Genomic DNA, 25,834 nt, shown 5'->3' with positions numbered 1-25,834 from the left:
CGACCTACCGTGGTTCCTGACGGAACCTCAATCCAGAAAATCATTCAAAGGTAATCAAAATGTCCCTTTCCAACGAACAGATCGTCGAAGCCATCGCCTCGAAGTCCCTGATGGAAGTGATGGAGCTGGTCAAGGCCATCGAAGAGAAGTTCGGCGTTTCCGCCGCTGCTCCGGTCGCCGTGGCTGCTGCCGCTGGCCCGGCTGCCGCTGTTGAAGAGCAGACCGAATTCACCGTGACCCTGAAGTCGCCGGGCGACAAGAAGGTCGAAGTGATCAAGGCCGTCCGCGCCATCACCGGCCTGGGCCTGAAGGAAGCGAAGGACCTGACCGAAGCCGGCGGCGTCGTGAAGGAAGGCGCGTCGAAGGACGAAGCCGAGAAGATCAAGAAGGACCTGGAAGCTGCTGGCGCGACTGTCGAAGTCAAGTAAGCAGATCCCTTGCGTCGCCATCGATTTCCGGCGATGCAGCCAAGGCTGGGGGCGTAAAGCCCCCGGCCTTTGGTCGTTTCACGCGGTACCCCGAAACATCGTTTGAAAAAGCCCAACACGGGCTGCAGGAAAAGGCCCGTCCGGCCAGCGCCAAGCGCGCCGGCGGTCACGCAGATGCAGTCAAGTTGGCAGTTGGAAGTAGCAATAGAAGGCGTGCTGGTGCCGGCAATACCAGCGACTTCCAACTGACAATTTCAAGTTTCCTTTTGGGTCGTGGACGCACGCCCCGCACAACAAGGTGGAAGATCTCATGACGTCCTATTCGTTCACCGAGAAGAAGCGCATCCGCAAGGATTTCGCCAAGTCGCGCGCTATTCTCGAAGTGCCGTTCCTGCTCGCCATCCAGGTGGACTCCTACCGCGAGTTCCTGCAGGAAAACGTCGATCCGGCCAAGCGCACGGACCACGGCCTGCACGCCGCACTGAAGTCCGTCTTCCCCATCTCCAGCTACAGCGGCAATGCCGCGCTGGAATACGTCGGCTACAAGCTGGGCGAACCGGTGTTCGACGAACGCGAGTGCCGCCAGCGTGGCATGAGCTACGGCGCCCCGCTGCGCGTGACCGTGCGCCTGGTGATCTACGACCGTGAGTCGTCGACCAAGGCCATCAAGTACGTGAAGGAGCAGGAGGTCTATCTCGGCGAAATCCCGCTGATGACCGACAACGGCACCTTCATCGTCAACGGCACCGAGCGCGTCATCGTCTCGCAGCTGCACCGCTCGCCGGGTGTGTTCTTCGACCACGACCGTGGCAAGACCCACAGCTCGGGCAAGCTGCTGTACAGCGCCCGCATCATCCCGTACCGCGGTTCCTGGCTGGACTTCGAGTTCGACCCGAAGGACGCGCTGTTCACCCGTATCGATCGCCGTCGCAAGCTGCCGGTGTCGATCCTGCTGCGCGCGCTTGGCTACAGCAACGAAGAGATGCTGGCCGAGTTCTTCGAAATCAACACCTTCCACATCAACCCCGACGAAGGCGTGCAGCTGGAGCTGGTCGCCGAGCGTCTGCGCGGTGAAACCCTGGGCTTCGACCTGGCCGACGGTGACAAGGTCATCGTGGAAGCCGGCAAGCGCATCACCGCGCGCCACGTCAAGCAGCTGGAAGCCTCGGGCATCGCCGCCCTGGCCGTGCCGGACGATTACATCGTGGGCCGCATCCTGTCGCACGACGTGGTCGATTCGGCCACCGGCGAACTGCTGGCGCAGGCCAACGACGAGATCACCGACGACCAGCTGCAGGCCTTCCGCAAGGCCGGCGTGGACGCGGTGGGCACCCTGTGGGTGAACGACCTCGATCGTGGTCCGTACCTGAGCAACACCCTGCGCATCGATCCGACCAAGACCCAGCTGGAAGCGCTGGTCGAGATCTACCGCATGATGCGTCCGGGCGAGCCGCCGACCAAGGACGCCGCGCAGAACCTGTTCCACAACCTGTTCTTCACCTTCGAGCGTTACGACCTGTCCACGGTCGGCCGGATGAAGTTCAACCGTCGCGTGGGCCGCAAGGAAACCACCGGCGAAGCCGTGCTGTACGACCGCAAGTACTACGGCGAGCGCAATGACGAAGAGTCCAAGCGCCTGGTTGCCGCGCATGGCGAGTCGTCCGACATCCTGGACGTGATCAAGGTCCTGACCGAGATCCGCAACGGCCGTGGCGTCGTCGATGACATCGACCACCTGGGCAACCGTCGCGTGCGTTCGGTCGGTGAAATGGCCGAGAACGTGTTCCGCGTGGGCCTGGTCCGCGTCGAGCGCGCGGTCAAGGAACGCCTGTCGATGGCCGAATCCGAAGGCCTGACCCCGCAGGAACTGATCAACGCCAAGCCGGTGGCTGCGGCGATCAAGGAATTCTTCGGCTCCTCGCAGCTGTCGCAGTTCATGGATCAGAACAACCCGCTGTCGGAAGTCACGCACAAGCGTCGCGTCTCGGCCCTCGGCCCGGGCGGCCTGACCCGCGAACGCGCCGGTTTCGAAGTGCGCGACGTGCACCCGACCCATTACGGCCGCGTCTGCACCATCGAAACGCCGGAAGGCCCGAACATCGGCCTGATCAACTCGCTGGCCGTGTACGCCCGCACCAATGAGTACGGTTTCCTTGAAACCCCGTACCGCAAGGTCGTGGACGGCAAGGTGTTCGACGAAGTCGAATTCCTGTCGGCGATCGAAGAAAACGAGTACGTCATTGCCCAGGCCAACGCCCTGACCAATGCCGACAGCGTGCTGACCGAGCAGTTCGTGCCGTGCCGCTTCCAGGGCGAATCGCTGCTGAAGCCGCCGGCGGAAGTGCACTTCATGGACGTCTCGCCGATGCAGACCGTGTCGGTCGCCGCGGCGCTGGTTCCGTTCCTGGAACACGATGACGCCAACCGTGCACTGATGGGCGCCAACATGCAGCGCCAGGCCGTGCCGACCCTGCGTGCGCAGAAGCCGCTGGTGGGTACCGGTATCGAACGTGCCGTGGCACGCGACTCCGGCGTCACCGTCAACGCCCGTCGTGGTGGTGAAGTGGTGCAGGTCGATGCCGCACGCATCGTGGTCAAGATCGTCGAAGAAGAAATCATCGGCGCGACCGACGCCGGCGTGGACATCTACAACCTGGTCAAGTACACCCGTTCCAACCAGAACACCTGCATCAACCAGCGTCCGCTGGTGAACGTGGGTGACGTGGTGGCGCGTGGCGACGTGCTGGCTGATGGTCCGTCCACCGACATCGGCGAACTGGCCCTGGGCCAGAACATGCTGATCGCCTTCATGCCGTGGAACGGCTACAACTTCGAAGACTCCATCCTGCTCTCCGAGCGCGTGGTGGAAGAGGATCGCTACACCACGATCCACATCGAAGAGCTGACCTGCGTCGCGCGTGATACGAAGCTGGGGCCGGAGGAAATCTCCGCCGACATCCCGAACGTGTCCGAGCAGGCGCTGAACCGCCTGGACGAATCCGGCGTGGTGTACATCGGTGCCGAAGTGCGCGCCGGCGACATCCTGGTCGGCAAGGTCACCCCGAAGGGCGAAAGCCAGCTGACCCCGGAAGAAAAGCTGCTGCGCGCGATCTTCGGCGAGAAGGCTTCGGACGTGAAGGACAGCTCGCTGCGCGTGCCGCCGGGCATGGACGGCACCGTCATCGACGTGCAGGTCTTCACCCGCGACGGCATCGAGAAGGACAAGCGTGCGCGCCAGATCGAGGAATCCGAGATCAAGCGCGTCAAGAAGGACTTCGACGACCAGTACCGCATCCTGGAAGGTGCCATCTACGCCCGCCTGCGTTCGCAGATCGTCGGCAAGGTGGTCAACGGTGGTGCCAACCTGAAGAAGGGCGACACCATCACCGACGCCTACCTGGACGGCCTGAAGAAGGCTGACTGGTTCGTGCTGCGCATGAAGGACGAGGACGCTTCGGAAGCCATCGAACGCGCCCAGAAGCAGATCCAGGCGCACGAGAAGGAGTTCGAGCGTCGCTTCGCCGACAAGCGCGGCAAGATCACCGCCGGCGACGACCTCGCCCCGGGCGTGCTGAAGATGGTCAAGGTGTTCATGGCCGTGAAGCGCCGCATCCAGCCGGGCGACAAGATGGCAGGCCGCCACGGCAACAAGGGTGTGGTCTCCAACGTGGTGCCGGTCGAAGACATGCCGTACATGGCCTCGGGCGAGACCGTGGACATCGTGCTGAACCCGCTGGGCGTGCCGTCGCGCATGAACATCGGGCAGATCCTGGAAGTCCACCTGGGCTGGGCCGCCAAGGGCCTGGGGCGCAAGATCCAGGGCATGCTGGAAGCCCAGGCCGCCGTGGCGCAGCTGCGCGTGTTCCTGGACGAGGTGTACAACCACGACAGCGACAACGTGGCCACCCACGTCGACCTGACCCAGTTCAGCGATGAAGAGCTGCTGCGTCTGGCCGGCAACCTGACCGACGGCGTGCCGATGGCAACGCCGGTCTTCGACGGTGCCACCGAAGCGGAAATCAAGCGCATGCTGGAACTGGCAGACCTGCCGGCCAGCGGCCAGACCCAGCTGTATGACGGCCGTACCGGTGAGGCATTCGATCGCCACACCACCGTCGGCTACATGCACTACCTGAAGCTGAACCACCTGGTCGACGACAAGATGCACGCCCGTTCGACCGGTCCGTACTCGCTCGTCACCCAGCAGCCGCTGGGCGGCAAGGCGCAGTTCGGCGGCCAGCGCTTCGGTGAAATGGAAGTCTGGGCGCTGGAAGCCTACGGCGCGGCCTACACCCTGCAGGAAATGCTGACGGTGAAGTCCGATGACGTGCAGGGCCGCAACCAGATGTACAAGAACATCGTCGACGGCGAGCACGAGATGGTGGCCGGCATGCCGGAATCCTTCAACGTGCTGGTGAAGGAAATCCGCTCGCTGGCCATCAACATGGAACTGGAAGACAACTGATCGCGCAGGCGCTGCTGCTCCCGGGCAGCAGCGCCGCCGCTCCGTTCTGACAGCCCATCGACAACGCATTCCTCCTTCTGGAGAACACCATGAAAGACCTGCTCAACCTCTTCAACCAGCAGCGCCAGACGCTGGATTTCGACGCGATCAAGATCGCGCTGGCTTCGCCCGACCTGATCCGTTCGTGGTCGTTCGGCGAAGTGAAGAAGCCGGAAACCATCAACTACCGTACCTTCAAGCCGGAGCGTGACGGCCTGTTCTGCGCCGCCATCTTCGGACCGGTCAAGGACTACGAGTGCCTGTGCGGCAAGTACAAGCGCATGAAGCACCGCGGCGTGGTCTGCGAAAAGTGCGGCACCGAAGTGACCCTGGCCAAGGTGCGTCGCGAGCGCATGGGCCACATCGACCTGGCGTCGCCGGTCGCGCACATCTGGTTCCTCAAGTCGCTGCCGTCGCGCATCGGCCTGATGCTGGACATGACCCTGCGTGACATCGAGCGCGTGCTGTACTTCGAAGCCTACGTGGTGACCGAGCCGGGCCTTACCGCCCTGGAACGCCGCCAGCTGCTGACCGAAGAGCAGTACCTGACCGCACGCCAGGAACACGGCGACGACTTCGATGCCGCCATGGGCGCCGAGGCCGTGTACGAACTGCTGCGCACGATCGACCTGCAGTCGGAAATGACCCGCCTGCGCGAAGAAATCGCCAGCACCGGTTCGGAAACCAAGCTCAAGCGCCTCACCAAGCGCATCAAGCTGATCGAAGCCTTCCTGGAATCGGGCAACCGTCCGGAGTGGATGGTCATGACCGTGCTGCCGGTGCTGCCGCCGGACCTGCGTCCGCTGGTGCCGCTGGACGGTGGCCGCTTCGCCACCTCCGACCTGAACGACCTGTACCGCCGCGTCATCAACCGCAACAACCGCCTGCGTCGCCTGCTGGAACTGAGCGCGCCGGACATCATCGTGCGCAATGAAAAGCGCATGCTGCAGGAATCGGTCGATGCGCTGCTGGACAACGGCCGTCGCGGCCGTGCCATCACCGGCACCAACAAGCGCCCGCTGAAGTCGCTGGCCGACATGATCAAGGGCAAGCAGGGCCGCTTCCGCCAGAACCTGCTGGGCAAGCGCGTGGACTACTCGGGCCGTTCGGTCATCGTGGTCGGTCCGTACCTGCGCCTGCACCAGTGCGGCCTGCCGAAGAAGATGGCGCTCGAGCTGTTCAAGCCGTTCGTGTTCGCCAAGCTGCAGCGTCGTGGCCTGGCCACCACCATCAAGGCCGCCAAGAAGCTGGTCGAGCGCGAAGAAGCCGAAGTCTGGGACATCCTGGAAGAGGTCATCCGCGAACATCCGGTGATGCTGAACCGTGCGCCGACCCTGCACCGCCTGGGCATCCAGGCGTTCGAGCCGGTGCTGATCGAAGGCAAGGCCATCCAGCTGCACCCGCTGGTCTGCACCGCGTTCAACGCCGACTTCGACGGTGACCAGATGGCCGTCCACGTGCCGCTCTCGCTGGAAGCCCAGCTGGAAGCGCGTGCGCTGATGATGTCCACCAACAACATCCTGTCGCCGGCCAACGGCGAGCCGATCATCGTGCCGTCGCAGGACGTCGTGCTGGGTCTGTACTACATGACCCGCTCGCTGGAAAACAAGAAGGGCGAGGGCATGGCCTTCGCCAACATCGCCGAAGTCAAGCGCGCCTACGACAACCGCGTGGTGGAACTGCACGCACGCGTCAAGGTCCGCATCACCGAAGTGGTGACCGACGAAGACGGCAACAAGCAGAACAAGACCTCGATCGTGGACACCACGATCGGTCGCGCCCTGCTGGCTGAAATCCTGCCGGAAGGCCTGCCGTTCGCGCTGGCCAACACCGAGCTGACCAAGAAGAACATCAGCCGCCTGATCAACTCCAGCTACCGCCAGCTGGGTCTGAAGGACACGGTCGTGTTCGCCGACAAGCTGATGTACACCGGCTTCGCCTACGCGACCCGCGCCGGCGTGTCGATCGGCATCGACGACATGCTGATCCCGGACGAGAAGAAGGGCATCCTCACCGAGGCCGAAGCCGAAGTGCTGGAAATCCAGGAGCAGTACCAGTCGGGCCTGGTCACCGCCGGCGAGCGCTACAACAAGGTGGTCGACATCTGGTCGCGCACCAATGAGCGCATCGCCAAGGCGATGATGGACACCATCGGTACCGAGAAGGTCACCAATGCCAAGGGCGAGACCATCGACCAGAAGTCGATGAACTCCCTGTACATCATGGCCGACTCCGGTGCACGTGGTTCGCAGGCGCAGATCCGCCAGCTGGCCGGCATGCGTGGCCTGATGGCCCGTCCCGATGGCTCCATCATCGAAACGCCCATCAAGGCGAACTTCCGTGAAGGCCTGAACGTGCAGGAGTACTTCAACTCCACCCACGGTGCCCGTAAGGGTCTGGCCGATACCGCGCTGAAGACCGCCAACTCGGGTTACCTGACCCGTCGTCTGGTGGACGTGGCGCAGGACGTGGTGATCACCGAAGTGGATTGCGGTACCACCGACGGCCTGACCATGACCCCGATCGTGGAAGGCGGCGACGTCGTGGAGCCGTTGAAGGACCGCGTGCTGGGTCGTGTCGTGGCCGAGGACGTGTTCCTGCCGGGCAACGACGAAGATCCGATCGTGACCCGCAACACGCTGCTCGACGAAGCCTGGGTGGCCAAGCTGGAAGATGCCGGCGTGCAGACCATCAAGGTCCGTTCGACGATCTCCTGCGCCTCCGCGTTCGGCGTCTGCGGTCGCTGCTACGGCCGCGATCTGGCCCGTGGCCACATCGTCAACATCGGTGAAGCGGTCGGCGTCATCGCCGCACAGTCGATCGGTGAGCCGGGTACCCAGCTGACCATGCGTACGTTCCACATCGGTGGTGCGGCGTCGCGTGCGGCTGCGGTCGACAACATCACCGTCAAGACCACCGGTTCGGTTAAGTTCAACAACCTGAAGTCGGTCTCGCATGCCAACGGTTCGCTGGTGGCGGTGTCGCGTTCGGGCGAAATCTCGGTGCTCGATGCCCATGGCCGCGAGCGCGAGCGTTACAAGCTGCCGTACGGCTCGATGATCGCGTCCAAGGACGGCGATGCAGTGAAGGCTGGCCAGACCGTGGCCAACTGGGATCCGCATAACCACCCGATCGTGTCGGAAGTCGCTGGTTTCCTGCGCTTCATCGACTTCGTCGACGGCATCACCGTCATCGAGAAGACCGACGAACTGACCGGCCTGGCCTCGCGCGAGATCACCGATCCGAAGCGTCGTGGTTCGATGGGCAAGGACCTGCGTCCGCTGATCCGCATCGTCGATGCCAAGGGCAACGATCTGCTGATCCCGGGCACCGACATGCCGGCCCAGTACCTGCTGCCGCCGCGCTCCATCGTCAACCTGCAGGACGGCGCCGCCGTCGGCGTGGGTGACGTGGTCGCCAAGATCCCGCAGGAAGCGTCCAAGACCCGCGACATCACCGGTGGTCTGCCGCGCGTGGCCGATCTGTTCGAAGCGCGCAAGCCGAAGGATCCGGCGGTGCTGGCCGAGCGTTCGGGCATCATCAGCTTCGGCAAGGACACCAAGGGCAAGCAGCGCCTGATCATCAAGGACACCGATGGTTCCGAGCACGAAGAGCTGATTCCGAAGTACCGCCAGGTGATCGTGTTCGAAGGTGAGCACGTGACCAAGGGTGAAACCATCGTGGACGGCGAGCCGAGCCCGCAGGACATCCTGCGTCTGCTGGGTGTCGAACCGCTGGCGGCTTACCTGGTCAAGGAAATCCAGGACGTGTACCGCCTGCAGGGCGTGAAGATCAACGACAAGCACATCGAGGTGATCACCCGCCAGATGCTGCGCAAGGTCGAGATCACCGACCAGGGCAACAGCAAGTTCCTGAATGGCGAACAGGTGGAACGTCAGCGCGTTATCGAGGAGAATGCACGCCTCGGTGCCCGTACCGAACTGCCGGCCCAGTACGATCCGGTCCTGCTGGGCATCACCAAGGCCTCGCTGGCCACCGAGTCGTTCATCTCGGCGGCATCCTTCCAGGAAACCACCCGCGTGCTGACCGAAGCTGCCGTCCGCGGCACCAAGGACAACCTGCGCGGCCTGAAGGAAAACGTCATCGTCGGTCGCCTGATCCCGGCCGGTACCGGCCTGTCGTATCACGCCAACCGCCGCCGCAACGCGAGCGGGCTGACCGATTCGGAAATGCAGACGCTGGCCGGCACCCCGGTTGCCGCTGCCGCTGTGGTCGCCGAGCCGGTGATCGAAGCCGCTGCTGAAGCTGAACAGGCTCCGGGCAGCGACGAGTAAGCAAGGCGGTCCGGTCGAAAGGCCGGACCTGCCGGGTTGCAGCACCGGGCCCATCGCCCGGTGGTAGTGAAAGGGCAGGGGAGACTCCGGTCTCTCCCGCCAGTCTGAACGGGGTACACGGAGGCCCCCCCGTAACCTTCCAGGATAAGGAAGGGCTTGACAGAACCGCATTTGACTGCGTTTCTGGCAGGTTGCTACAATCGTCTGTCTCAGCAGGCCAGTAATGGTCTGCTTTAACATTTCCGCATCTCTGGCCGGCATCTGCCGGCCCCAATCAGAAGAACCTACTGATGGCGACGATCAACCAGCTGGTCCGCAAGCCGCGGCAAGCTACCACCTACAAGAGTGCCTCGCCGGCGCTCGAGAAGTGCCCGCAGCGCCGTGGCGTCTGCACGCGCGTCTACACCACCACCCCGAAGAAGCCGAACTCGGCCCTCCGCAAGGTTGCAAAGGTCCGCCTGACCAACCAGGAAGAGGTCATCAGCTACATCGGTGGTGAAGGCCACAACCTGCAGGAGCACTCCGTGGTCCTGATCCGCGGCGGTCGCGTCAAGGATCTGCCGGGTGTGCGTTACCACACTGTTCGCGGTTCGCTCGATGCCTCCGGTGTCGCCAAGCGTCGCCAGGCCCGTTCGAAGTACGGCGCCAAGCGTCCGAAGGCATAAGGAGAGAGCACATGTCGCGTAAAGGTAATACTCCCCAGCGTTCCGTCCTGCCCGATCCGAAGCACGGAAGTGAAACGATCGCCCGCTTCATCAACATGGTGATGCTGAGCGGCAAGAAGTCCGTGGCCGAAAAGATCGTCTACGGTGCGATGGACGTGATCAGCGAAAAGAACGCCAACTCGATCGAGCTGGTGCAGAAGGCGCTGGACAACGTTGCTCCGTCGGTCGAGGTCAAGTCCCGCCGTGTCGGTGGTGCCACCTACCAGGTGCCGGTCGAAGTGCGTTCGTCGCGCAAGATGGCGCTGGCCATGCGTTGGCTGATCGACTCCGCGCGCAAGCGTGGCGAAAACACCATGCCGAAGAAGCTGGCTGCTGAACTGATCGATGCCTCGGAAAACCGTGGCGGCGCCATCAAGAAGCGCGAAGAAACCCACCGTATGGCCGAAGCCAACAAGGCATTCGCCCACTACCGCTGGTGAGTTTGACGGCCTTGCAAAACAGGCAGGGCAGCACCATCTGAGTGCTGCCCCGCGACCCCGGAAGGGTCGCGCCAATCCGAAGGCCGCCGAAAGGCGGCGTTCGGCCATCCGAAATCCAAGAAATCGAGAGGCTCCCCGTGGCCCGCACCACTCCCATCGAGCGTTACCGCAATTTCGGCATCATGGCTCACATCGATGCCGGCAAGACCACCACGTCCGAGCGCATCCTGTTCTACACCGGCAAGAGCCACAAGATCGGTGAAGTGCATGACGGCGCCGCCACCATGGACTGGATGGAGCAGGAGCAGGAGCGTGGCATCACGATCCAGTCCGCTGCCACCACCGCGTTCTGGAAGGGCATGGACAAGTCCCTGCCGGAGCACCGTTTCAACATCATCGACACCCCCGGGCACGTCGACTTCACCATCGAAGTGGAGCGCTCGCTGCGCGTGCTCGACGGTGCGGTGTTCGTGCTGTGCGCCGTCGGTGGCGTCCAGCCGCAGTCCGAAACCGTGTGGCGCCAGGCCAACCGGTACAAGGTGCCGCGCATTGCCTTCGTCAACAAGATGGACCGTACCGGTGCCAACTTCACCAAGGTCGTTGGCCAGCTGAAGGCCAAGCTCGGTGCCGTTGCCGTGCCGATGCAGCTGCCGATCGGCGCTGAAGAAAACTTCAAGGGCGTGGTCGACCTCATCAAGATGAAGGCCATCCATTGGGATGAAGCCTCGCAGGGCATGAAGTTCGACTACCTGGAGATCCCGGCGGACATGCAGGCGGAGGCCGAAGAGGCCCGCACCTACATGATCGAAGCCGCGGCTGAAGCCAGCGAAGAGCTGATGGAAAAGTACCTGGGCGGCGAAGAGCTGACCGAGGCCGAAATCGTCGAAGCCCTGCGCGTGCGCACCCTGGCCACCGACATCGTGCCGATGTACTGCGGTTCGGCGTTCAAGAACAAGGGCGTGCAGGCCATGCTGGACGGCGTGGTGCAGCTGCTGCCGTCGCCGATCGACGTGCCGGACGTGACCGGTACCGACGTGGACGACGAAACCGTTGCCCTGAGCCGCAAGTCCGACGACAAGGCTCCGTTCTCGGCACTGGCCTTCAAGATCATCACCGATCCGTTCGTGGGCGCGCTGACCTTCTTCCGTGTCTACTCGGGCACCCTGAACGCCGGCGACCAGCTGCTGAACTCGGTCAAGGGCAAGAAGGAGCGCATCGGCCGCATCCTGCAGATGCATTCCAACGATCGCGAAGAGATCAAGGAAGTGCTGGCCGGTGACATCGCCGCGGCCGTGGGTCTGAAGGACACCACCACCGGTGACACCCTGTGCTCGCAGGAACACCCGATCATCCTGGAGCGCATGGTGTTCCCGGAGCCGGTCATCTCGATGGCCGTCGAACCGAAGACCAAGTCCGACCAGGAAAAGATGGGTCTGGCCCTCGGCCGTCTGGCCCAGGAAGATCCGTCGTTCCGCGTCAAGACCGACCAGGAATCCGGCCAGACGATCATCTCGGGCATGGGTGAGCTGCACCTGGACATCATCGTTGACCGCATGAAGCGCGAGTTCAACGTTGAAGCCAACGTCGGCAAGCCGCAGGTGGCTTACCGCGAAACCATCCAGATGTCGGACGTGAAGTCGGACTACAAGCACGCCAAGCAGTCCGGTGGTAAGGGTCAGTACGGTCACGTCGTGATCGAGCTGTCGCCGATCACCGCTGAAGACCGTGCCGATCCGAAGATCGGTCCGATGATCAAGGACGACTTCCTGTTCATCAACGACATCACCGGTGGCGTGATTCCGAAGGAATTCATTCCGTCGATCGAAAAGGGTCTGCGCGAAACCATCACCAGCGGTCCGCTGGCGGGCTTCCCGGTGGTCGACGTCAAGGTCAAGCTGGTGTTCGGCTCGTACCACGACGTGGACTCCTCGGAAATGGCGTTCAAGCTGGCCTCCTCGATGGCCTTCAAGCAGGGCTTCTCCAAGGCCAAGCCGGTCCTGCTGGAGCCGATCATGAAGGTCGAGATCGTGACCCCGAGCGACTATCAGGGTGACGTGATGGGCGACGTCAGCCGTCGTCGCGGCATGCTGCAGGGTTCGAGCGTGACCGGTGACGGTTCCGCCGAGATCATCAACGCGATGATCCCGCTGGGTGAAATGTTCGGCTACGCGACCTCGCTGCGTTCGCAGACCCAGGGCCGTGCCACGTTCACGATGGAATTCGACCACTACGAGCCGGCACCGAGCAACATCGCCGACGAAGTCATGAAGAAGGCCTGAGCCCAGCTCAGGTCCTCCACTCCACTTTAGAAACTAAAAGGTAGATAGAAATGGCAAAGGGTAAGTTCGAGCGCACCAAGCCGCACGTCAACGTCGGCACCATCGGTCACGTCGATCACGGCAAGACCACGCTGACCGCCGCACTGACCAAGATCGGTGCCGAGCGCTTCGGTGGCGAGTTCAAGGATTACTCCGCGATCGACGCCGCGCCGGAAGAAAAGGCACGTGGCATCACGATCTCGACCGCACACGTCGAATACGAATCCACCGTCCGTCACTACGCCCACGTCGATTGCCCGGGCCATGCTGACTACGTCAAGAACATGATCACCGGTGCTGCGCAGATGGACGGCGCGATCCTGGTCTGTTCCGCTGCTGACGGCCCGATGCCGCAGACCCGCGAGCACATCCTGCTGTCGCGCCAGGTCGGCGTGCCGTACATCGTCGTGTTCCTGAACAAGGCCGACATGGTCGACGACGCAGAGCTGCTTGAGCTGGTCGAAATGGAAGTGCGCGAGCTGCTGAGCAAGTACGACTTCCCGGGCGACGACACCCCGATCATCGCTGGTTCGGCCCGTCTGGCGCTGGAAGGCGACCAGAGCGACATCGGCGTGCCGGCCGTGATCAAGCTGGTCGAAGCCCTGGACAGCTGGATTCCGCTGCCGGAGCGTGACGTCGACAAGCCGTTCCTGATGCCGGTGGAAGACGTGTTCTCGATCTCGGGCCGCGGCACCGTGGTGACCGGTCGTATCGAGCGCGGCGTGATCAAGGTCGGCGAAGAAATCGAAATCGTCGGTATCCGTGACACCGTCAAGACCACCGTCACCGGTGTGGAAATGTTCCGCAAGCTGCTCGACCAGGGTCAGGCAGGCGACAACGCCGGTCTGCTGCTGCGCGGCACCAAGCGTGACGACGTGCAGCGCGGTCAGGTCCTGTGCAAGCCGGGTTCGATCAAGCCGCACACCGAGTTCGAAGGCGAAGTGTACGTGCTGTCGAAGGATGAGGGCGGCCGTCACACCCCATTCTTCAACGGCTACCGTCCGCAGTTCTACTTCCGCACCACCGACATCACCGGCGCAGCCAAGCTGCCGGAAGGTGTTGAAATGGTGATGCCGGGCGACAACGTGAAGATGGTTGTCACCCTGATCAACCCGGTCGCCATGGACGAAGGCCTGCGCTTCGCCATCCGCGAAGGCGGTCGTACCGTCGGCGCCGGCGTGGTCTCGAAGATCATCAAGTAATCTGTTAGAATCTGCACCCCGATGTTGCCTGGGTAGGGCATCGGGGTGCTTTAAAAGGGAAAAGAAACACAGGACGTGTTTCGTGTTCCCCGGACCAGGATCGGTCGCGCCATTCAGGCTTTGTCAACACACTGTGTTGACAGGCTTTTTGTATGTGCGCTATGCTTCTACGTCTGGGCAGGCCGGGAAACCGACCTGCCTACGTTTTTGAGGTTAATGGATTGACCTTGTCGGCCTGCAGGAGTGCGGGCCGTCTGTATGCAGGATATTCACGGGACATGGCAACCCAGAGGCCTTGTCCGTCGCTCTTTTAACGAAGGAACCCCCGTCATGGCGGACCAAAAGATCCGTATCCGGCTGAAGGCGTTCGATCATCGCTTGATCGACCGTTCGGCCAGCGAGATCGTAGAAACGGCAAAGCGGACCGGCGCGCAAGTGCGTGGCCCGATCCCGCTGCCGACCAAGATCGAACGCTACACCATCCTCGTCTCCCCGCACGTCGACAAAGACGCGCGTGACCAGTACGAGACCCGCACGCACAAGCGCGTGCTCGATATCGTTGATCCGAACGACAAGACCGTGGACGCGCTGATGAAGCTCGAACTGGCTGCCGGCGTCGACGTTCAGATCAAGCTGACCTGAGGACTACGACCATGACGAAGAAATATTCGTTGGGCTTCGTGGGCCGCAAGGCTGGCATGAGCCGCGTTTTCACTGAAGATGGCCAGTCCATCCCGGTGACCCTGATTGAAGCTTCCCCGAACCGCATCGCGCAGATCAAGACCGTCGAAACCGACGGCTACAGCGCCGTGCAGGTGACCGTCGGCGCACGTCGTGCTGCCCTGGTCAACAAGCCGGAAGCCGGCCACTTCGCCAAGGCGAAGGTCGAAGCCGGTCGGGGCCTGTGGGAATTCCGCGTTGAAGACGCGCAGCTCGGCGATTTCGCCGTCGGCGGCGAAGTCAAGGCGGACATCTTCGAAGTCGGCCAGATCGTCGACGTCCAGGGTGTCACCAAGGGCAAGGGCTTCCAGGGCACCATCAAGCGCTACAACTTCCGCATGGGTGACGCTACCCACGGCAACTCGCTGTCGCATCGCGCGCCGGGTTCGCTGGGTCAGCGCCAGACGCCCGGCCGCGTGTTCCCGGGCAAGAAGATGTCCGGTCACATGGGTTCGGTGCAGCAGAGCACCCAGAACCTGGAAGTTGTCAAGGTCGACGTCGAGCGCGGTCTGATCGCAGTTCGCGGCGCCGTTCCTGGCGCGGCGGGTGGCGACGTGATCGTCCGTCCGGCGAGCAAGGCATAAGGAGAGATGACGATGGAACTCGTTATCACGGGTAGCAACAACAAGGTCTCGGTCTCCGACGCCGTGTTCGGTCGCGATTTCAGCGAAGATCTGGTTCACCAGGTCGTCGTCGCCTATCGCAACGCCGGTCGCGCTGGTACCAAGGCTCAGAAGACTCGTTCTGAAGTGGCTGGCACCACCAAGAAGTCGAAGAAGCAGAAGGGCGGCGGTGCGCGTCATGGCGCGCTGACGGCTCCGATCTTCGTCGGCGGTGGCGTCACCTTCGCGGCCAAGCCGCGCAGCTTCGAGCAGAAGGTCAACCGTAAGCAGTACCGTGCCGCCATGTGCGCGATCCTGTCCGAGCTGAACCGTCAGGGCCGTTTGACGATCGTGGAGGCCTTCGATGTCGAAGCGACCAACACCAAGTCGTTGATCGCCAAGCTGGCCGGCCTGGAAGTGGGCAAGCGCCCGCTGATCGTCACTGAAGAAGCCTCCGAGCACCTGTACCTGTCGGCCCGCAACATTCCCTACGTGGAAGTGCGTGACGTGCAGGGTCTGGACCCGGTGTCGCTGGTCGGTGCCGATACGGTCATCATTACCGCTGACGCGGTCAAGAAGGTCGAGGAGTGGCTGGCATGAGCAGCAACGAGAAAATCTTCAGCGTGCTGCGCGCTCCGCGAGTCTCTGAAAAGACCGCGCGCCTGCAGGAACTTTCCAACCAGTATGTCTTCGAGATTTCGAACGAAGCCACCAAGGCCGATGTAAAGGCCGCGGTCGAGCAGCTGTTCGACGTCAAGGTCGAGGCCGTCAACGTGCTGAACGTCAAGGGCAAGAACAAGTCCTTCCGTAACCGCGCTGGCCGCCGTGGCGATTGGCGCAAGGCGTACGTGCGCCTGGCCGATGGCCAGTCCATCGATGTAACGGCCAAGGCCTGAGGTCCATCCCATGCCATTGATGAAATTCAAGCCCACTTCCCCCGGCCGCCGTTCGGCCGTGCGCGTGGTTACGCCCGATCTGCACAAGGGCGCACCGCACGCAGCGTTGCTGGAGCCGCAGAGCAAGTCCGGTGGTCGTAACCACCACGGTCGCATCACCACGCGTCACGTTGGTGGTGGTCACAAGCAGCACTACCGCGTCATCGATTTCAAGCGCAACAAGGAAGGCATTCCGGCGCGCGTGGAACGGATTGAATACGATCCGAACCGCACCGCCCATATCGCCCTGCTGTGCTACGTCGACGGTGAGCGTCGCTACATCATCGCACCGAAGGGCCTGAAGGCCGGTGACCAGGTGATCGCGGGCTCCGATGCGCCGATCAAGGCAGGCAACACGCTGCCGCTGCGCAACATCCCGGTCGGTACCACCATCCACGGCATCGAACTGAAGCCGGGCAAGGGTGCCCAGATCGCTCGTGCCGCCGGCGCCGCCGTGCAGCTCGTCGCTCGTGAAGGCATCTACGCCACCCTGCGCCTGCGCTCGGGTGAAATGCGCAAGGTGCCGGTCGAGTGCCGCGCCACCATCGGTGAAGTCGGTAACGACGAGCACAACCTGGAAAAGCTGGGCAAGGCTGGCGCCAAGCGCTGGCGCGGTGTCCGCCCGACCGTTCGTGGTGCTGCCATGAACCCGGTTGACCATCCGCACGGCGGTGGTGAGGCGAAGGCCGGCCAGGGTAACCCGCATCCGGTCACCCCGTGGGGTGTTCCGACCAAGGGTTACAAGACGCGCCATAACAAGCGCACTCAGCAGTTCATCGTCCGCGATCGTAGGGGCTAATCGACCATGGCACGTTCACTCAAGAAGGGCCCGTTTGTCGATCACCACCTGGTTGCTAAGGTGGCTGCCGCTGCGGGTAGCAAGCGTCCGATCAAGACCTGGTCGCGTCGTTCGATGATCCTGCCTGACATGGTAGGCGTCACCATTGCCGTGCATAACGGCAAGAACCACATCCCGGTTCTCATCAACGAGAACATGGTCGGCCACAAGCTCGGCGAATTTGCCATCACCCGGACCTTCAAGGGTCACGGTGGTGACAAGAAGTCCGGCAAGTAAGGAGAGATGACAATGGAAGCGAAAGCCATTTTGCGCTCCGCACGCATCTCTGCGCAGAAAGCCCGCCTGGTCGCTGACCAGGTGCGCGGCCTGCCTGCCGAGCGTGCGGTCAACCTGCTGAAGTTCTCGGACAAGAAGGCTGCCCACCTGATCAAGAAGGTGGTGGAGTCGGCTATTGCAAATGCCGAGAACAACCAGGGCGCTGACGTCGACGAGCTGAAGGTCCAGACCATCATGGTAGATGAAGGTCCGACCCTGAAGCGTTTCATGGCGCGGGCGAAAGGCCGCGGTACCCGCATCCTCAAGCGCACCAGCCACATCACTGTGGTTGTGGGCGCCGGCAAGTAAGCGGAAAGGAAAAGACCATGGGTCATAAAGTTCATCCGATTGGTATCCGCCTCGGTATTTCCAAGGATTGGAACTCCAAGTGGTACGCCAACAAGGCCGAGTTCGCTGGTTACCTGGCGGCCGACCTGAAGGTGCGGGAAATGCTGCGCAAGAAGCTTGCGCAGGCCGGCATCAGCAAGATCCTGATCGAGCGTCCGGCAAAGACCGCTCGCGTGACGATCCACACCGCCCGTCCGGGCGTGGTGATCGGCAAGCGCGGTGAGGACATCGAGAAGCTGCGCAAGGAAGTGAGCGAAATGATGGGCGTCCCGGCGCACATCAACGTCACCGAAGTGCGCAAGCCCGAGCTGGACGCCCAGCTGGTTGCCGAGTCCATCGCGCAGCAGCTTGAGCGTCGCATCATGTTCCGCCGCGCAATGAAGCGCTCGGTCGGCAACGCGATGCGCCTCGGTGCCCTGGGCATCAAGGTCAACGTCGGTGGCCGCTTGAACGGTGCTGAAATCGCCCGTTCGGAGTGGTACCGCGAAGGCCGCGTGCCGCTGCACACGCTGCGTGCCGACATCGACTATGGCTTCGCTGAAGCCAAGACGACCTACGGCATCATCGGCATCAAGGTCTGGATCTACAAGGGCGAGGTCTTCGATTTCTCCCAGGTTGGCCAGGAAAAGCAGGACGATTCCCCGCGCAACGATCGTAACGATCGCGGCGACCGCGGTGACCGTCAGCGCCCGGCTCGTGAAGCGAGGTAACGACAATGTTGCAACCCAAGCGAACCAAATACCGCAAGGTACATAAGGGTCGTAACGACGGCCTGAGCTGGAGCGCCAACGCTGTCAGCTTCGGCGAGTACGGCCTGAAGGCGACCGCCCACGGTCAGCTGACCGCGCGTCAGATCGAAGCGGCCCGCCGCTCGATCAGCCGCTATGTCAAGCGCGGTGGCAAGATGTGGATCCGTGTGTTCCCCGACAAGCCCATCACCAAGAAGCCCATCGAAGTTCGAATGGGTTCGGGTAAGGGCAACGTGGAATACTGGGTGGCCCAGATCCAGCCCGGCCGCATGATCTATGAAATCGAGGGTGTAACCGAAGACGTGGCACGCGAGGCGTTCCGCCTGGCCGCCGCCAAGCTCTCGGTCACCACCACTTTCGTAACCCGGACGGTGCGCTGATGGACCTCAAACAACTCCGTGAAAAGTCGGCTGACGAACTGAAGGCCCACCTGATCGACCTGCGTAAGGAACAGTTCTCTGTCCGTATGCAGCAGGTCACCGGCCAGCTGCCGAAGACTCACGATATCCGCCGGGTCCGGCGCGAGATTGCTCGCACCAAGACCCTGCTCGGCAGCATCAAGTAAGGATGGCCGCTATGAGCGACAATACTGAAAACAAAGCGCTGCGCACGGTCGAAGGCCGTGTCGTCAGCAACAAGATGGACAAGACGGTCACCATCCTGGTGGAACGCCAGGTCAAGCACCCGCTGTACGGCAAGTACATCAAGCGCTCGACCAAGCTGCACGCCCACGATGCCGACAATGCCTGCAACGAAGGCGATGTCGTCCGCGTGACCGAGATTGCTCCGATGTCCAAGACCAAGAACTGGCGCGTGGTGGAAGTCATCACGCGTGCGGCTGAATAAGGAGATCTGACTCATGATCCAGATGCAGAGCTACCTTGACGCCGCGGACAACTCCGGTGCCAAGGAACTGATGTGCATCAAGGTGCTTGGCGGTTCCAAGCGCCGTTATGCCCACATCGGTGACATCATCAAGGTCACCGTGAAGGATGCGATTCCGCGCGGCAAGGTCAAGAAGGGCGAAGTCTACGACGCCGTTGTTGTCCGTACCCGCAAGGGTGTTCGTCGTCCGGACGGTTCGCTGATCCGCTTCGACGGCAACGCAGCTGTCCTGCTGAACAACAAGCAGGAGCCGATCGGCACCCGTATCTTCGGACCGGTGACGCGTGAACTTCGTTCCGAGAAGTTCATGAAGATCGTCTCGCTCGCTCCCGAAGTGCTGTGAGCGACAGGAGATAATCATGGCTAACCGTATCAAGAAGGGCGACCAGGTTGTCGTCACCGCTGGCAAGGACAAGGGCAAGCAGGGCGAAATCGTCCGCGTCGACGGCGACCGTGTGGTCGTCGCCAACGTGAACATCGTCAAGCGCCACACCAAGCCGAATCCGCAGGCAGGCGTTGCCGGCGGCGTGGTCGAGCGTGAAGCGTCGATCCATATCTCCAACGTAAGCGTCGTCAACCCGGCAACGGGCAAGGGCGAGCGCGTTGGCTTCAAGGTGCTGGAGGATGGACGCAAACTGCGTGTGTTCCGCTCCAGCGGTGAGGCGCTCGACGCCTGAGGATGCGCTGATGAATACCCGTCTCGAAAAGTTTTACAAGGAAGAAGTAGTCCCGGCGCTGATGAAGCAGTTCGGCTACAAGAATCCGATGGAAGTGCCGAAGCTGGTCAAAGTCACCCTGAACATGGGTGTCGGTGAAGCAGCGACCAACAAGAAGATCCTGGAAAACGCCGTCGGCGACATGACCAAGATTTCCGGCCAGAAGCCGGTTGTCACCAAGTCGCGTGTGTCGGTTGCGTCGTTCAAGATCCGCGATGGTTGGCCGATCGGCTGCAAGACCACGCTGCGCCGTGAAAAGATGTACGAGTTCATGGACCGCCTGATCAACATCTCGCTGCCGCGCGTGCGCGACTTCCGTGGTGTTTCCGGTCGTTCCTTTGACGGTCGCGGCAACTTCAACATGGGTGTGAAGGAACAGATCATCTTCCCGGAAATCGACTTCGACGCTGTCGACGCGATCCGCGGCATGGATATCGCCATCACCACCACGGCGAAGACCGATGCGGAAGCGAAGGCGCTGCTGGCAGCGTTCAAGTTCCCGTTCCGTAACTGATACGTCGAGGAATAACCGAAATGGCAAAGACCTCCATGGTCAACCGCGACATCAAGCGGAAGAAGCTGGCTGAGAAGTTCGCTGACAAGCGCGCTGCTCTGAAGAAGATCGTGTCCTCGCCGGACGCGTCTTACGAAGAGAAGATCGAAGCCTCCACCAAGTTGTCGAAGCTGCCGCGCGATTCGTCGCCGAGCCGCCACCGCAACCGTTGCGAACTGTCTGGCCGCCCGCGTGGCGTGTACAGCAAGTTCGGCCTGGGCCGCAACAAGCTCCGCGAAGCCACCATGCGTGGTGACGTCCCGGGCCTGCGCAAGGCCAGCTGGTAACAGCTGACCGCCTTGCCTGAACAGGGCAGGGCGGGTCCAGGGAGGGCAAGTTCAGCTGCCCTCCAGAAAAAACCAGGGAGCCCGGCGCAAGTCGGGCTCTTTTGGCGTATACTCCCGCGTCTCGCTCTGCGCCTGTCGTGGGGGAGTAACAGGGTTCTGGCCCATTCCAGGAACAAAAACAGAATTCGCGAAAGCGGATATCGGTGCACTCAAAGGTACTCATAATGAGCATGACTGATCCCATCGCCGACCTGCTGGTCCGCATCAAGAATGCGGCAGCGGTTGGCAAGCAGACGGTGAAAGCCCCGTCGTCCAAGATCAAGGTTGCGATCGCCCAGGTCCTGAAGGACGAGGGTTACATCACCGACCTGCGCGTTACCGCGCTCGAGAACAACAAGTCCGAGCTGGAAATCGTGCTGAAGTATTTCGAAGGCAAGCCGGTCATCGCGACCCTGAAGCGCTTCTCGCGTTCGGGCCTGCGCCAGTACCGTGGCAAGAGCGAACTGCCGAAGGTCATGAACGGCCTGGGTATCTCCATCATTTCCACCTCCAAGGGCATCATGACTGATGCGCAGGCGCGCCAGCTCGGCGTCGGCGGCGAAGTCCTGTGCTTCGTGGCCTAAGGCGAAAGGAGTAAGACATGTCCCGTGTAGCCAAGAAGCCGATCGACCTGGGTAAGGTCGAACTGAACGTCCAGGACGAGAACGTCACCGCCAAGGGCCCGAAGGGCACCCTGTCGCTGGCCAAGCCGGCTGGTATCGAAATCAATGTCGAAAACGGCGTTGCCACCCTGAGCACCGAAGATGCAGCCCTCGTGCCGCTGACCGGTACCGTCCGCGCGATCCTGGCCAACATGGTCAAGGGCGTCACCGATGGCTTCGAGCGCAAGCTGGAGCTGGTCGGCGTCGGTTACCGTGCGTCGATGCAGGGCAAGGACCTGAGCCTGGCGCTCGGTTTCTCGCACCCGGTGCTGTACGTGGCGCCGGAAGGCATCACCATCAGCACCCCGACCCAGACCGAGATCCTGGTCCAGGGCGCGGACAAGCAGGTCGTCGGTGAAGTCGCCGCCAAGATCCGTGCGTTCCGCAAGCCGGAACCGTACAAGGGCAAGGGCGTGAAGTACTCCGACGAAGTCATCATTCGCAAGGAAGCCAAGAAGGCGTAAGTGCGAGTCCCCTGCAGGAGCCCGCACCTCCGTGTGCGGATTCCCCGGGGAAAAGCCCAACCTTCAGCTTTCCAGGACTAATAATCATGAACAAGAACATCGCCCGTCTGCGTCGTGCCAAGTCGACCCGCGCCCACATCCGTGTGCTCGGCGTCGCCCGTCTGTCGGTGCTGCGCACCGGCCAGCACCTGTACGCGCAGGTCTTCACCGCCGACGGCTCGCAGGTGCTGGCTGCCGCCAACACCACCCAGGCCGACGTCAAGGAAGGCCTGAAGAACGGCAAGAACGCCGACGCCGCCGCCAAGGTTGGCCGCATCGTTGCCGAGCGCGCCAAGGCCGCTGGCATCGAGAAGGTTGCCTTCGACCGTTCGGGTTACCGTTACCACGGCCGCATCAAGGCCCTGGCTGACGCCGCCCGCGAAGCCGGCCTGCAGTTCTAAGGGATCAGGAAAGGAACCTGCGGGTTCCTTTCCGCCTGCTCGCCGGCCAGAGGGTGGCCGGACGCTGTCGTTCTTCTGCAACGACATGTCGGAACAACGCACCACTCCACAACCATAAGCGGCCCCGAGCCGTACATACCCAATCAACCAAGGAATCAAAATGGCAGAAGAACGTCAGCAGCGGGGTCGCGACCGCGACCGTAACCGCGAAGAGAAAGTCGACGACGGCATGATCGAGAAGCTGGTCGCGGTCAACCGCGTCAGCAAGACCGTCAAGGGCGGTCGCCAGTTCACCTTCACCGCACTGACCGTGGTCGGCGACGGCGAAGGCAAGGTCGGTTTCGGTTACGGCAAGGCGCGTGAAGTGCCGGTCGCCATCCAGAAGTCGATGGAGCAGGCGCGCAAGAACCAGGTCACCGTCGATCTGAACAACGGCACCCTGTGGCACACGGTCAAGGACGGTCACGGCGCAGCCCGTGTGTTCATGCAGCCGGCCTCGGAAGGTACCGGCGTGATCGCCGGCGGCGCCATGCGTGCCGTGCTGGAAGCGGTTGGCGTGAAGAACGTGCTGGCCAAGGCCACCGGCTCGCGCAACCCGATCAACCTGGTGCGTGCCACCGTGAAGGGCCTGGCTGCCACGCAGTCGCCGGCTCGCATCGCGGCCAAGCGCGGCAAGAAGGTAGAGGATCTGAACCATGGCTAATGAAACCGGCAAGACCGTCAAGGTGCGCCTGGTGCGCGGCCTTCGTGGTTCCCAGTCGCTGCACCGCCTGTCGGTCCGCGCCCTGGGCCTGAGCAAGCTCAACGATGTGCGTGAACTGAAGGACAGCCCGCAGGTTCGCGGCCTGATCAACAAGGTTCACTACCTCGTCAAGGTTGAGGAATAATCCAATGACCATGCATCTGAATGACCTGAGCCCGGCACCGGGCGCCCGCACCGCACGCACCCGCGTCGGTCGTGGCATCGGCTCCGGCCTGGGCAAGACCTGCGGCCGCGGCCACAAGGGTTCGTTCGCCCGCAAGGGTGGCGGCAAGATCAAGGCCGGCTTCGAAGGCGGCCAGACCCCCATGCAGCGTCGTCTGCCGAAGATCGGCTTCAACTCGCCGATCGCCAAGGACACCGCTGAAGTGCTGCTGTACCAGCTGGACAAGCTGCCGGCCGGCGAGATCACCTTCGCCACCCTGCGTGAAGCCAAGCTGGTCCCGAGCATTGCCAAGCGGGCCAAGATCGTCGTCAAGGGCGAACTGACCAAGGCGTACACCCTGAAGGGCATCGTTGCCACGGCTGGTGCCAAGGCTGCGATCGAAGCTGCCGGCGGCAGCGTAACGGAGTAATAGCATCATGGCGCAAGCTGGCATCGGTAACCTCGCGGGTGGAATGGGCAAGTTCACTGAACTTCGCCAACGTCTGCTGTTCGTGGTCGGGGCTTTGATCGTCTATCGGATCGGCTGCTATGTGCCGGTCCCGGGCGTGAATCCCGATGCCATGCTTGCAATGATGGAACAGCAGGGCGGCGGCATCGTGGACATGTTCAACATGTTCTCGGGCGGCGCCCTGCACCGTTTCTCGATCTTCGCGCTGAACGTCATGCCGTACATCTCGGCATCGATCGTGATGCAGCTGGCGGTCCACATCTTCCCGGCGCTGAAGGCGCTGCAGAAGGAAGGTGAATCCGGACGCCGCAAGATCACCCAGTATTCCCGCATCGGCGCCGTGTTGCTGGCGGTGGTGCAGGGCGGCAGCATCGCGCTGGCGCTGCAGAACCAGGTCTCGCCGGGCGGCGCGGCCGTGGTCTATGCCCCGGGCATGGGCTTCGTGCTGACCGCCGTGATCGCGCTGACCGCAGGCACCATGTTCCTGATGTGGGTCGGTGAGCAGGTCACCGAGCGCGGCATCGGCAACGGCGTGTCGCTGATCATCTTCGCCGGTATCGTGGCCGGCCTGCCGGGTGCGGTCATCCACACCTTCGACGCGTACCGCGACGGCAACATCCAGTTCATCCAGCTGCTGCTGATCGCGCTGGTGGTGCTGGCCTTCACCTTCTTCGTGGTGTTCGTCGAACGCGGCCAGCGCCGCATCACGGTGAACTACGCGCGCCGCCAGGGTGGCCGCAACGCGTACATGAACCAGACCTCGTTCCTGCCGTTGAAGCTCAACATGGCCGGCGTGATCCCCGCGATCTTCGCCTCCAGCCTGCTGGCCTTCCCGGCAACGCTGGCGATGTGGTCCGGCCAGGCCGCCAACCAGAGCGCCACCGGCCAGTGGCTGCAGAAGATCGCCAATGCCCTGGGCCCGGGCGAGCCGCTGCACATGATCGTGTTCGCAGGCCTGATCACCGGTTTCGCGTTCTTCTATACCGCGCTGGTGTTCAATTCGCAGGAAACCGCCGACAACCTGAAGAAGTCGGGCGCGCTGATTCCGGGCATCCGTCCGGGCAAGGCCACCGCCGATTACATCGACGGCGTGCTGACCCGCCTGACCGCAGCCGGTTCGGCCTACCTGGTGATCGTCTGCCTGCTGCCGGAACTGATGCGCACGCAGCTGAATGCTTCGTTCTACTTCGGCGGTACCTCGCTGCTGATCGTGGTGGTGGTGGTGATGGACTTCATCGCCCAGGTGCAGGCGCACCTGATGTCCCACCAGTACGAGAGCCTGCTGAAGAAGGCAAACCTGAAGGGCGGCAACCGCGGCGGTTTTGCGCGCGGCTGATCTCCCTGTTACACTATCGTCTTCCTGATGTGATGGTCCTCCGCTTCGCGGACCCGGCTATCCAAAGAAGGGCGGCCCCCGCAGCGGTTCCGGGTGGGGGTGAGATCTGGTGGTCCTGCGCAGGAGTAGCGCGGGCGGCCACGGCAGCAATCCCCCGGGATTGCCGTCGCGACCAACCTGATCCGGCGCCGGAGCCTGGGCACACTCCCCGGGCCAAGGTTCATGAGGCCTTCGTGGCTTCACGGACTTTCCAGTAAACCGGAACCTGTTCGTTTGTTGGTTACCATTTTTGATCCATCCTGCCGGATTTGCGCGCCTTCACGGTGCGCTGTCGGCCATCACTCAGCTGGAGAACCGCGTCATGGCGCGTATTGCAGGCGTCAACCTGCCAGCCCAGAAGCATGTCTGGGTCGGGTTGCAAAGCATTTACGGCATCGGCCGTACCCGTTCGAAGAAGGTCTGCGAAGTCGCAGGCGTTGCTTCGACCACCAAGATCCGCGATCTGTCGGAGCCGGAAATCGAACGTCTGCGTTCGGAAGTCGGCAAGTACATCGTTGAAGGCGATCTGCGCCGTGAAATCGGCATCGCGATCAAGCGCCTGATGGACCTGGGCTGCTACCGCGGTCTGCGTCATCGTCGCGGTCTCCCGCTGCGTGGCCAGCGTACCCGTACCAACGCCCGCACCCGCAAGGGTCCGCGCAAGGCGATCAGGAAGTAAG

General features: G+C 62.5%; 30 protein-coding genes. All 30 read left to right on the top strand.

Translation table 11 applies throughout. The features are described from left to right. The first annotated feature begins 59 nt into the window (after nt 1-59). The 30 genes from rplL to rpsM all read left to right on the top strand — a co-directional run bounded on the left by rplL (nt 60) and on the right by rpsM (nt 25,833). Nucleotides 60-428: a 50S ribosomal protein L7/L12 gene (gene rplL, locus RTX79_RS14735; RefSeq protein ID WP_042615319.1), complete on the top strand. Its 369-nt coding sequence runs from the start codon at nt 60-62 to the stop codon at nt 426-428. Between the two features lie 310 nt (nt 429-738). Next, nucleotides 739-4,893, top strand: a complete 4,155-nt coding sequence (gene rpoB / locus RTX79_RS14730; protein ID WP_057687562.1) for a DNA-directed RNA polymerase subunit beta — start codon at nt 739-741, stop codon at nt 4,891-4,893. Nucleotides 4,894-4,982: 89 nt separating this feature from the next. Continuing rightward, complete coding sequence (rpoC, locus tag RTX79_RS14725) at nt 4,983-9,227, top strand: DNA-directed RNA polymerase subunit beta' (RefSeq protein WP_312684533.1); 4,245 nt, start codon at nt 4,983-4,985, stop codon at nt 9,225-9,227. A 290-nt stretch (nt 9,228-9,517) separates the two neighbouring features. Continuing rightward, nucleotides 9,518-9,892, top strand: a complete 375-nt coding sequence (rpsL, locus tag RTX79_RS14720; RefSeq protein ID WP_042615316.1) for a 30S ribosomal protein S12 — start codon at nt 9,518-9,520, stop codon at nt 9,890-9,892. A gap of 11 nt (nt 9,893-9,903) precedes the next feature. Beyond that, nucleotides 9,904-10,371 carry a 30S ribosomal protein S7 gene (gene rpsG, locus RTX79_RS14715; RefSeq protein WP_042615315.1) on the top strand — a complete coding sequence of 156 codons (468 nt, stop codon included), beginning with the start codon at nt 9,904-9,906 and terminating at the stop codon, nt 10,369-10,371. A 137-nt stretch (nt 10,372-10,508) separates the two neighbouring features. Further along, the gene (gene fusA / locus RTX79_RS14710; protein ID WP_057687560.1) at nt 10,509-12,650 is read left to right on the top strand and encodes an elongation factor G; all 2,142 of its coding nucleotides are present in this window, start codon (nt 10,509-10,511) and stop codon (nt 12,648-12,650) included. 50 nt (nt 12,651-12,700) lie between these two features. Next, nucleotides 12,701-13,891: an elongation factor Tu gene (gene tuf, locus RTX79_RS14705; protein WP_101098575.1), complete on the top strand. Its 1,191-nt coding sequence runs from the start codon at nt 12,701-12,703 to the stop codon at nt 13,889-13,891. 330 nt (nt 13,892-14,221) lie between these two features. Continuing rightward, nucleotides 14,222-14,533 carry a 30S ribosomal protein S10 gene (rpsJ, locus tag RTX79_RS14700; protein WP_010341589.1) on the top strand — a complete coding sequence of 104 codons (312 nt, stop codon included), beginning with the start codon at nt 14,222-14,224 and terminating at the stop codon, nt 14,531-14,533. 11 nt (nt 14,534-14,544) lie between these two features. Beyond that, nucleotides 14,545-15,195 (top strand): 50S ribosomal protein L3, encoded by a 651-nt coding sequence (rplC, locus tag RTX79_RS14695; protein ID WP_042614230.1) that lies wholly within the window; start codon nt 14,545-14,547, stop codon nt 15,193-15,195. Nucleotides 15,196-15,207: 12 nt separating this feature from the next. Continuing rightward, complete coding sequence (gene rplD, locus RTX79_RS14690; RefSeq protein ID WP_057508940.1) at nt 15,208-15,813, top strand: 50S ribosomal protein L4; 606 nt, start codon at nt 15,208-15,210, stop codon at nt 15,811-15,813. Beyond that, entirely contained in the window at nt 15,810-16,109 is a 300-nt protein-coding gene (gene rplW, locus RTX79_RS14685; protein ID WP_042614228.1) for a 50S ribosomal protein L23, read from the top strand. The genes rplD and rplW overlap by 4 nt, the downstream gene beginning before the upstream one ends. Before the next feature lie 10 nt (nt 16,110-16,119). Further along, entirely contained in the window at nt 16,120-16,947 is an 828-nt protein-coding gene (rplB, locus tag RTX79_RS14680; protein ID WP_042614227.1) for a 50S ribosomal protein L2, read from the top strand. Nucleotides 16,948-16,953: 6 nt separating this feature from the next. Beyond that, nucleotides 16,954-17,223, top strand: a complete 270-nt coding sequence (rpsS, locus tag RTX79_RS14675) for a 30S ribosomal protein S19 (RefSeq protein WP_042614226.1) — start codon at nt 16,954-16,956, stop codon at nt 17,221-17,223. A gap of 12 nt (nt 17,224-17,235) precedes the next feature. After that, nucleotides 17,236-17,571 carry a 50S ribosomal protein L22 gene (gene rplV / locus RTX79_RS14670; protein ID WP_017355410.1) on the top strand — a complete coding sequence of 112 codons (336 nt, stop codon included), beginning with the start codon at nt 17,236-17,238 and terminating at the stop codon, nt 17,569-17,571. 17 nt (nt 17,572-17,588) lie between these two features. Then, nucleotides 17,589-18,320, top strand: coding sequence for a 30S ribosomal protein S3 (gene rpsC, locus RTX79_RS14665; protein ID WP_042614225.1), 732 nt, complete (start codon nt 17,589-17,591; stop codon nt 18,318-18,320). 5 nt (nt 18,321-18,325) lie between these two features. Continuing rightward, nucleotides 18,326-18,739, top strand: a complete 414-nt coding sequence (gene rplP, locus RTX79_RS14660) for a 50S ribosomal protein L16 (RefSeq protein WP_042614224.1) — start codon at nt 18,326-18,328, stop codon at nt 18,737-18,739. Next, on the top strand, nt 18,739-18,924 hold the full coding sequence (gene rpmC / locus RTX79_RS14655) for a 50S ribosomal protein L29 (protein ID WP_042614223.1): 186 nt from the start codon (nt 18,739-18,741) through the stop codon (nt 18,922-18,924). Before rplP ends, rpmC begins: the two co-directional genes overlap by 1 nt. An 11-nt stretch (nt 18,925-18,935) precedes the next feature. After that, nucleotides 18,936-19,205: a 30S ribosomal protein S17 gene (gene rpsQ / locus RTX79_RS14650; protein ID WP_042614222.1), complete on the top strand. Its 270-nt coding sequence runs from the start codon at nt 18,936-18,938 to the stop codon at nt 19,203-19,205. A gap of 13 nt (nt 19,206-19,218) precedes the next feature. Beyond that, nucleotides 19,219-19,587, top strand: coding sequence for a 50S ribosomal protein L14 (gene rplN / locus RTX79_RS14645; RefSeq protein ID WP_042614221.1), 369 nt, complete (start codon nt 19,219-19,221; stop codon nt 19,585-19,587). 16 nt (nt 19,588-19,603) lie between these two features. Continuing rightward, a complete protein-coding gene (gene rplX, locus RTX79_RS14640) occupies nt 19,604-19,921 on the top strand; it encodes a 50S ribosomal protein L24 (RefSeq protein ID WP_042614220.1) in 318 nt (105 codons plus the stop codon). Nucleotides 19,922-19,931: 10 nt separating this feature from the next. Next, the gene (gene rplE, locus RTX79_RS14635) at nt 19,932-20,474 is read left to right on the top strand and encodes a 50S ribosomal protein L5 (protein ID WP_042614219.1); all 543 of its coding nucleotides are present in this window, start codon (nt 19,932-19,934) and stop codon (nt 20,472-20,474) included. A gap of 20 nt (nt 20,475-20,494) precedes the next feature. Next, nucleotides 20,495-20,800, top strand: a complete 306-nt coding sequence (gene rpsN, locus RTX79_RS14630) for a 30S ribosomal protein S14 (protein ID WP_042614218.1) — start codon at nt 20,495-20,497, stop codon at nt 20,798-20,800. A gap of 224 nt (nt 20,801-21,024) precedes the next feature. Continuing rightward, the gene (rpsH, locus tag RTX79_RS14625) at nt 21,025-21,423 is read left to right on the top strand and encodes a 30S ribosomal protein S8 (RefSeq protein WP_004145387.1); all 399 of its coding nucleotides are present in this window, start codon (nt 21,025-21,027) and stop codon (nt 21,421-21,423) included. Nucleotides 21,424-21,440: 17 nt separating this feature from the next. After that, nucleotides 21,441-21,965 carry a 50S ribosomal protein L6 gene (gene rplF, locus RTX79_RS14620; RefSeq protein ID WP_312684524.1) on the top strand — a complete coding sequence of 175 codons (525 nt, stop codon included), beginning with the start codon at nt 21,441-21,443 and terminating at the stop codon, nt 21,963-21,965. 80 nt (nt 21,966-22,045) lie between these two features. Continuing rightward, entirely contained in the window at nt 22,046-22,405 is a 360-nt protein-coding gene (gene rplR, locus RTX79_RS14615; RefSeq protein ID WP_312684602.1) for a 50S ribosomal protein L18, read from the top strand. 160 nt (nt 22,406-22,565) lie between these two features. Next, on the top strand, nt 22,566-23,108 hold the full coding sequence (gene rpsE, locus RTX79_RS14610; RefSeq protein WP_042614215.1) for a 30S ribosomal protein S5: 543 nt from the start codon (nt 22,566-22,568) through the stop codon (nt 23,106-23,108). Beyond that, nucleotides 23,101-23,292 (top strand): 50S ribosomal protein L30, encoded by a 192-nt coding sequence (gene rpmD / locus RTX79_RS14605; RefSeq protein ID WP_042614214.1) that lies wholly within the window; start codon nt 23,101-23,103, stop codon nt 23,290-23,292. The genes rpsE and rpmD overlap by 8 nt, the downstream gene beginning before the upstream one ends. Before the next feature lie 4 nt (nt 23,293-23,296). Then, entirely contained in the window at nt 23,297-23,740 is a 444-nt protein-coding gene (gene rplO, locus RTX79_RS14600; RefSeq protein WP_057508937.1) for a 50S ribosomal protein L15, read from the top strand. Nucleotides 23,741-23,747: 7 nt separating this feature from the next. Beyond that, nucleotides 23,748-25,115, top strand: a complete 1,368-nt coding sequence (gene secY / locus RTX79_RS14595; protein ID WP_057508936.1) for a preprotein translocase subunit SecY — start codon at nt 23,748-23,750, stop codon at nt 25,113-25,115. Nucleotides 25,116-25,476: 361 nt separating this feature from the next. After that, a complete protein-coding gene (rpsM, locus tag RTX79_RS14590; protein ID WP_042614233.1) occupies nt 25,477-25,833 on the top strand; it encodes a 30S ribosomal protein S13 in 357 nt (118 codons plus the stop codon). The last annotated feature ends 1 nt before the right edge of the window (nt 25,834 follow it).

It is taken from the genome of Stenotrophomonas chelatiphaga (assembly GCF_032054965.1).
Classification (GTDB): domain Bacteria; phylum Pseudomonadota; class Gammaproteobacteria; order Xanthomonadales; family Xanthomonadaceae; genus Stenotrophomonas; species Stenotrophomonas chelatiphaga.
The sequence above is the reverse complement of the archived record's forward strand: the minus strand, read 5'-3'. Positions and strand labels throughout refer to the sequence as shown.

Coding starts and splice junctions, on each gene's coding strand:
- rpmD (WP_042614214.1), top strand. CDS start 23,101: ATGGCTAATGAAACCGGCAAGACCGTCAAGGTGCGCCTGGTGCGCGGC.
- rplE (WP_042614219.1), top strand. CDS start 19,932: ATGAATACCCGTCTCGAAAAGTTTTACAAGGAAGAAGTAGTCCCGGCG.
- rpsS (WP_042614226.1), top strand. CDS start 16,954: ATGGCACGTTCACTCAAGAAGGGCCCGTTTGTCGATCACCACCTGGTT.
- rpoC (WP_312684533.1), top strand. CDS start 4,983: ATGAAAGACCTGCTCAACCTCTTCAACCAGCAGCGCCAGACGCTGGAT.
- rpsG (WP_042615315.1), top strand. CDS start 9,904: ATGTCGCGTAAAGGTAATACTCCCCAGCGTTCCGTCCTGCCCGATCCG.
- rplL (WP_042615319.1), top strand. CDS start 60: ATGTCCCTTTCCAACGAACAGATCGTCGAAGCCATCGCCTCGAAGTCC.
- rpsC (WP_042614225.1), top strand. CDS start 17,589: ATGGGTCATAAAGTTCATCCGATTGGTATCCGCCTCGGTATTTCCAAG.
- rplO (WP_057508937.1), top strand. CDS start 23,297: ATGACCATGCATCTGAATGACCTGAGCCCGGCACCGGGCGCCCGCACC.
- rplC (WP_042614230.1), top strand. CDS start 14,545: ATGACGAAGAAATATTCGTTGGGCTTCGTGGGCCGCAAGGCTGGCATG.
- secY (WP_057508936.1), top strand. CDS start 23,748: ATGGCGCAAGCTGGCATCGGTAACCTCGCGGGTGGAATGGGCAAGTTC.
- rpoB (WP_057687562.1), top strand. CDS start 739: ATGACGTCCTATTCGTTCACCGAGAAGAAGCGCATCCGCAAGGATTTC.
- rpsM (WP_042614233.1), top strand. CDS start 25,477: ATGGCGCGTATTGCAGGCGTCAACCTGCCAGCCCAGAAGCATGTCTGG.
- tuf (WP_101098575.1), top strand. CDS start 12,701: ATGGCAAAGGGTAAGTTCGAGCGCACCAAGCCGCACGTCAACGTCGGC.
- rpsL (WP_042615316.1), top strand. CDS start 9,518: ATGGCGACGATCAACCAGCTGGTCCGCAAGCCGCGGCAAGCTACCACC.
- rplW (WP_042614228.1), top strand. CDS start 15,810: ATGAGCAGCAACGAGAAAATCTTCAGCGTGCTGCGCGCTCCGCGAGTC.
- rpsN (WP_042614218.1), top strand. CDS start 20,495: ATGGCAAAGACCTCCATGGTCAACCGCGACATCAAGCGGAAGAAGCTG.
- rplD (WP_057508940.1), top strand. CDS start 15,208: ATGGAACTCGTTATCACGGGTAGCAACAACAAGGTCTCGGTCTCCGAC.
- rpmC (WP_042614223.1), top strand. CDS start 18,739: ATGGACCTCAAACAACTCCGTGAAAAGTCGGCTGACGAACTGAAGGCC.
- rpsE (WP_042614215.1), top strand. CDS start 22,566: ATGGCAGAAGAACGTCAGCAGCGGGGTCGCGACCGCGACCGTAACCGC.
- rplX (WP_042614220.1), top strand. CDS start 19,604: ATGGCTAACCGTATCAAGAAGGGCGACCAGGTTGTCGTCACCGCTGGC.
- rplF (WP_312684524.1), top strand. CDS start 21,441: ATGTCCCGTGTAGCCAAGAAGCCGATCGACCTGGGTAAGGTCGAACTG.
- rpsQ (WP_042614222.1), top strand. CDS start 18,936: ATGAGCGACAATACTGAAAACAAAGCGCTGCGCACGGTCGAAGGCCGT.
- rplN (WP_042614221.1), top strand. CDS start 19,219: ATGATCCAGATGCAGAGCTACCTTGACGCCGCGGACAACTCCGGTGCC.
- rpsJ (WP_010341589.1), top strand. CDS start 14,222: ATGGCGGACCAAAAGATCCGTATCCGGCTGAAGGCGTTCGATCATCGC.
- rpsH (WP_004145387.1), top strand. CDS start 21,025: ATGAGCATGACTGATCCCATCGCCGACCTGCTGGTCCGCATCAAGAAT.
- rplB (WP_042614227.1), top strand. CDS start 16,120: ATGCCATTGATGAAATTCAAGCCCACTTCCCCCGGCCGCCGTTCGGCC.
- rplP (WP_042614224.1), top strand. CDS start 18,326: ATGTTGCAACCCAAGCGAACCAAATACCGCAAGGTACATAAGGGTCGT.
- rplV (WP_017355410.1), top strand. CDS start 17,236: ATGGAAGCGAAAGCCATTTTGCGCTCCGCACGCATCTCTGCGCAGAAA.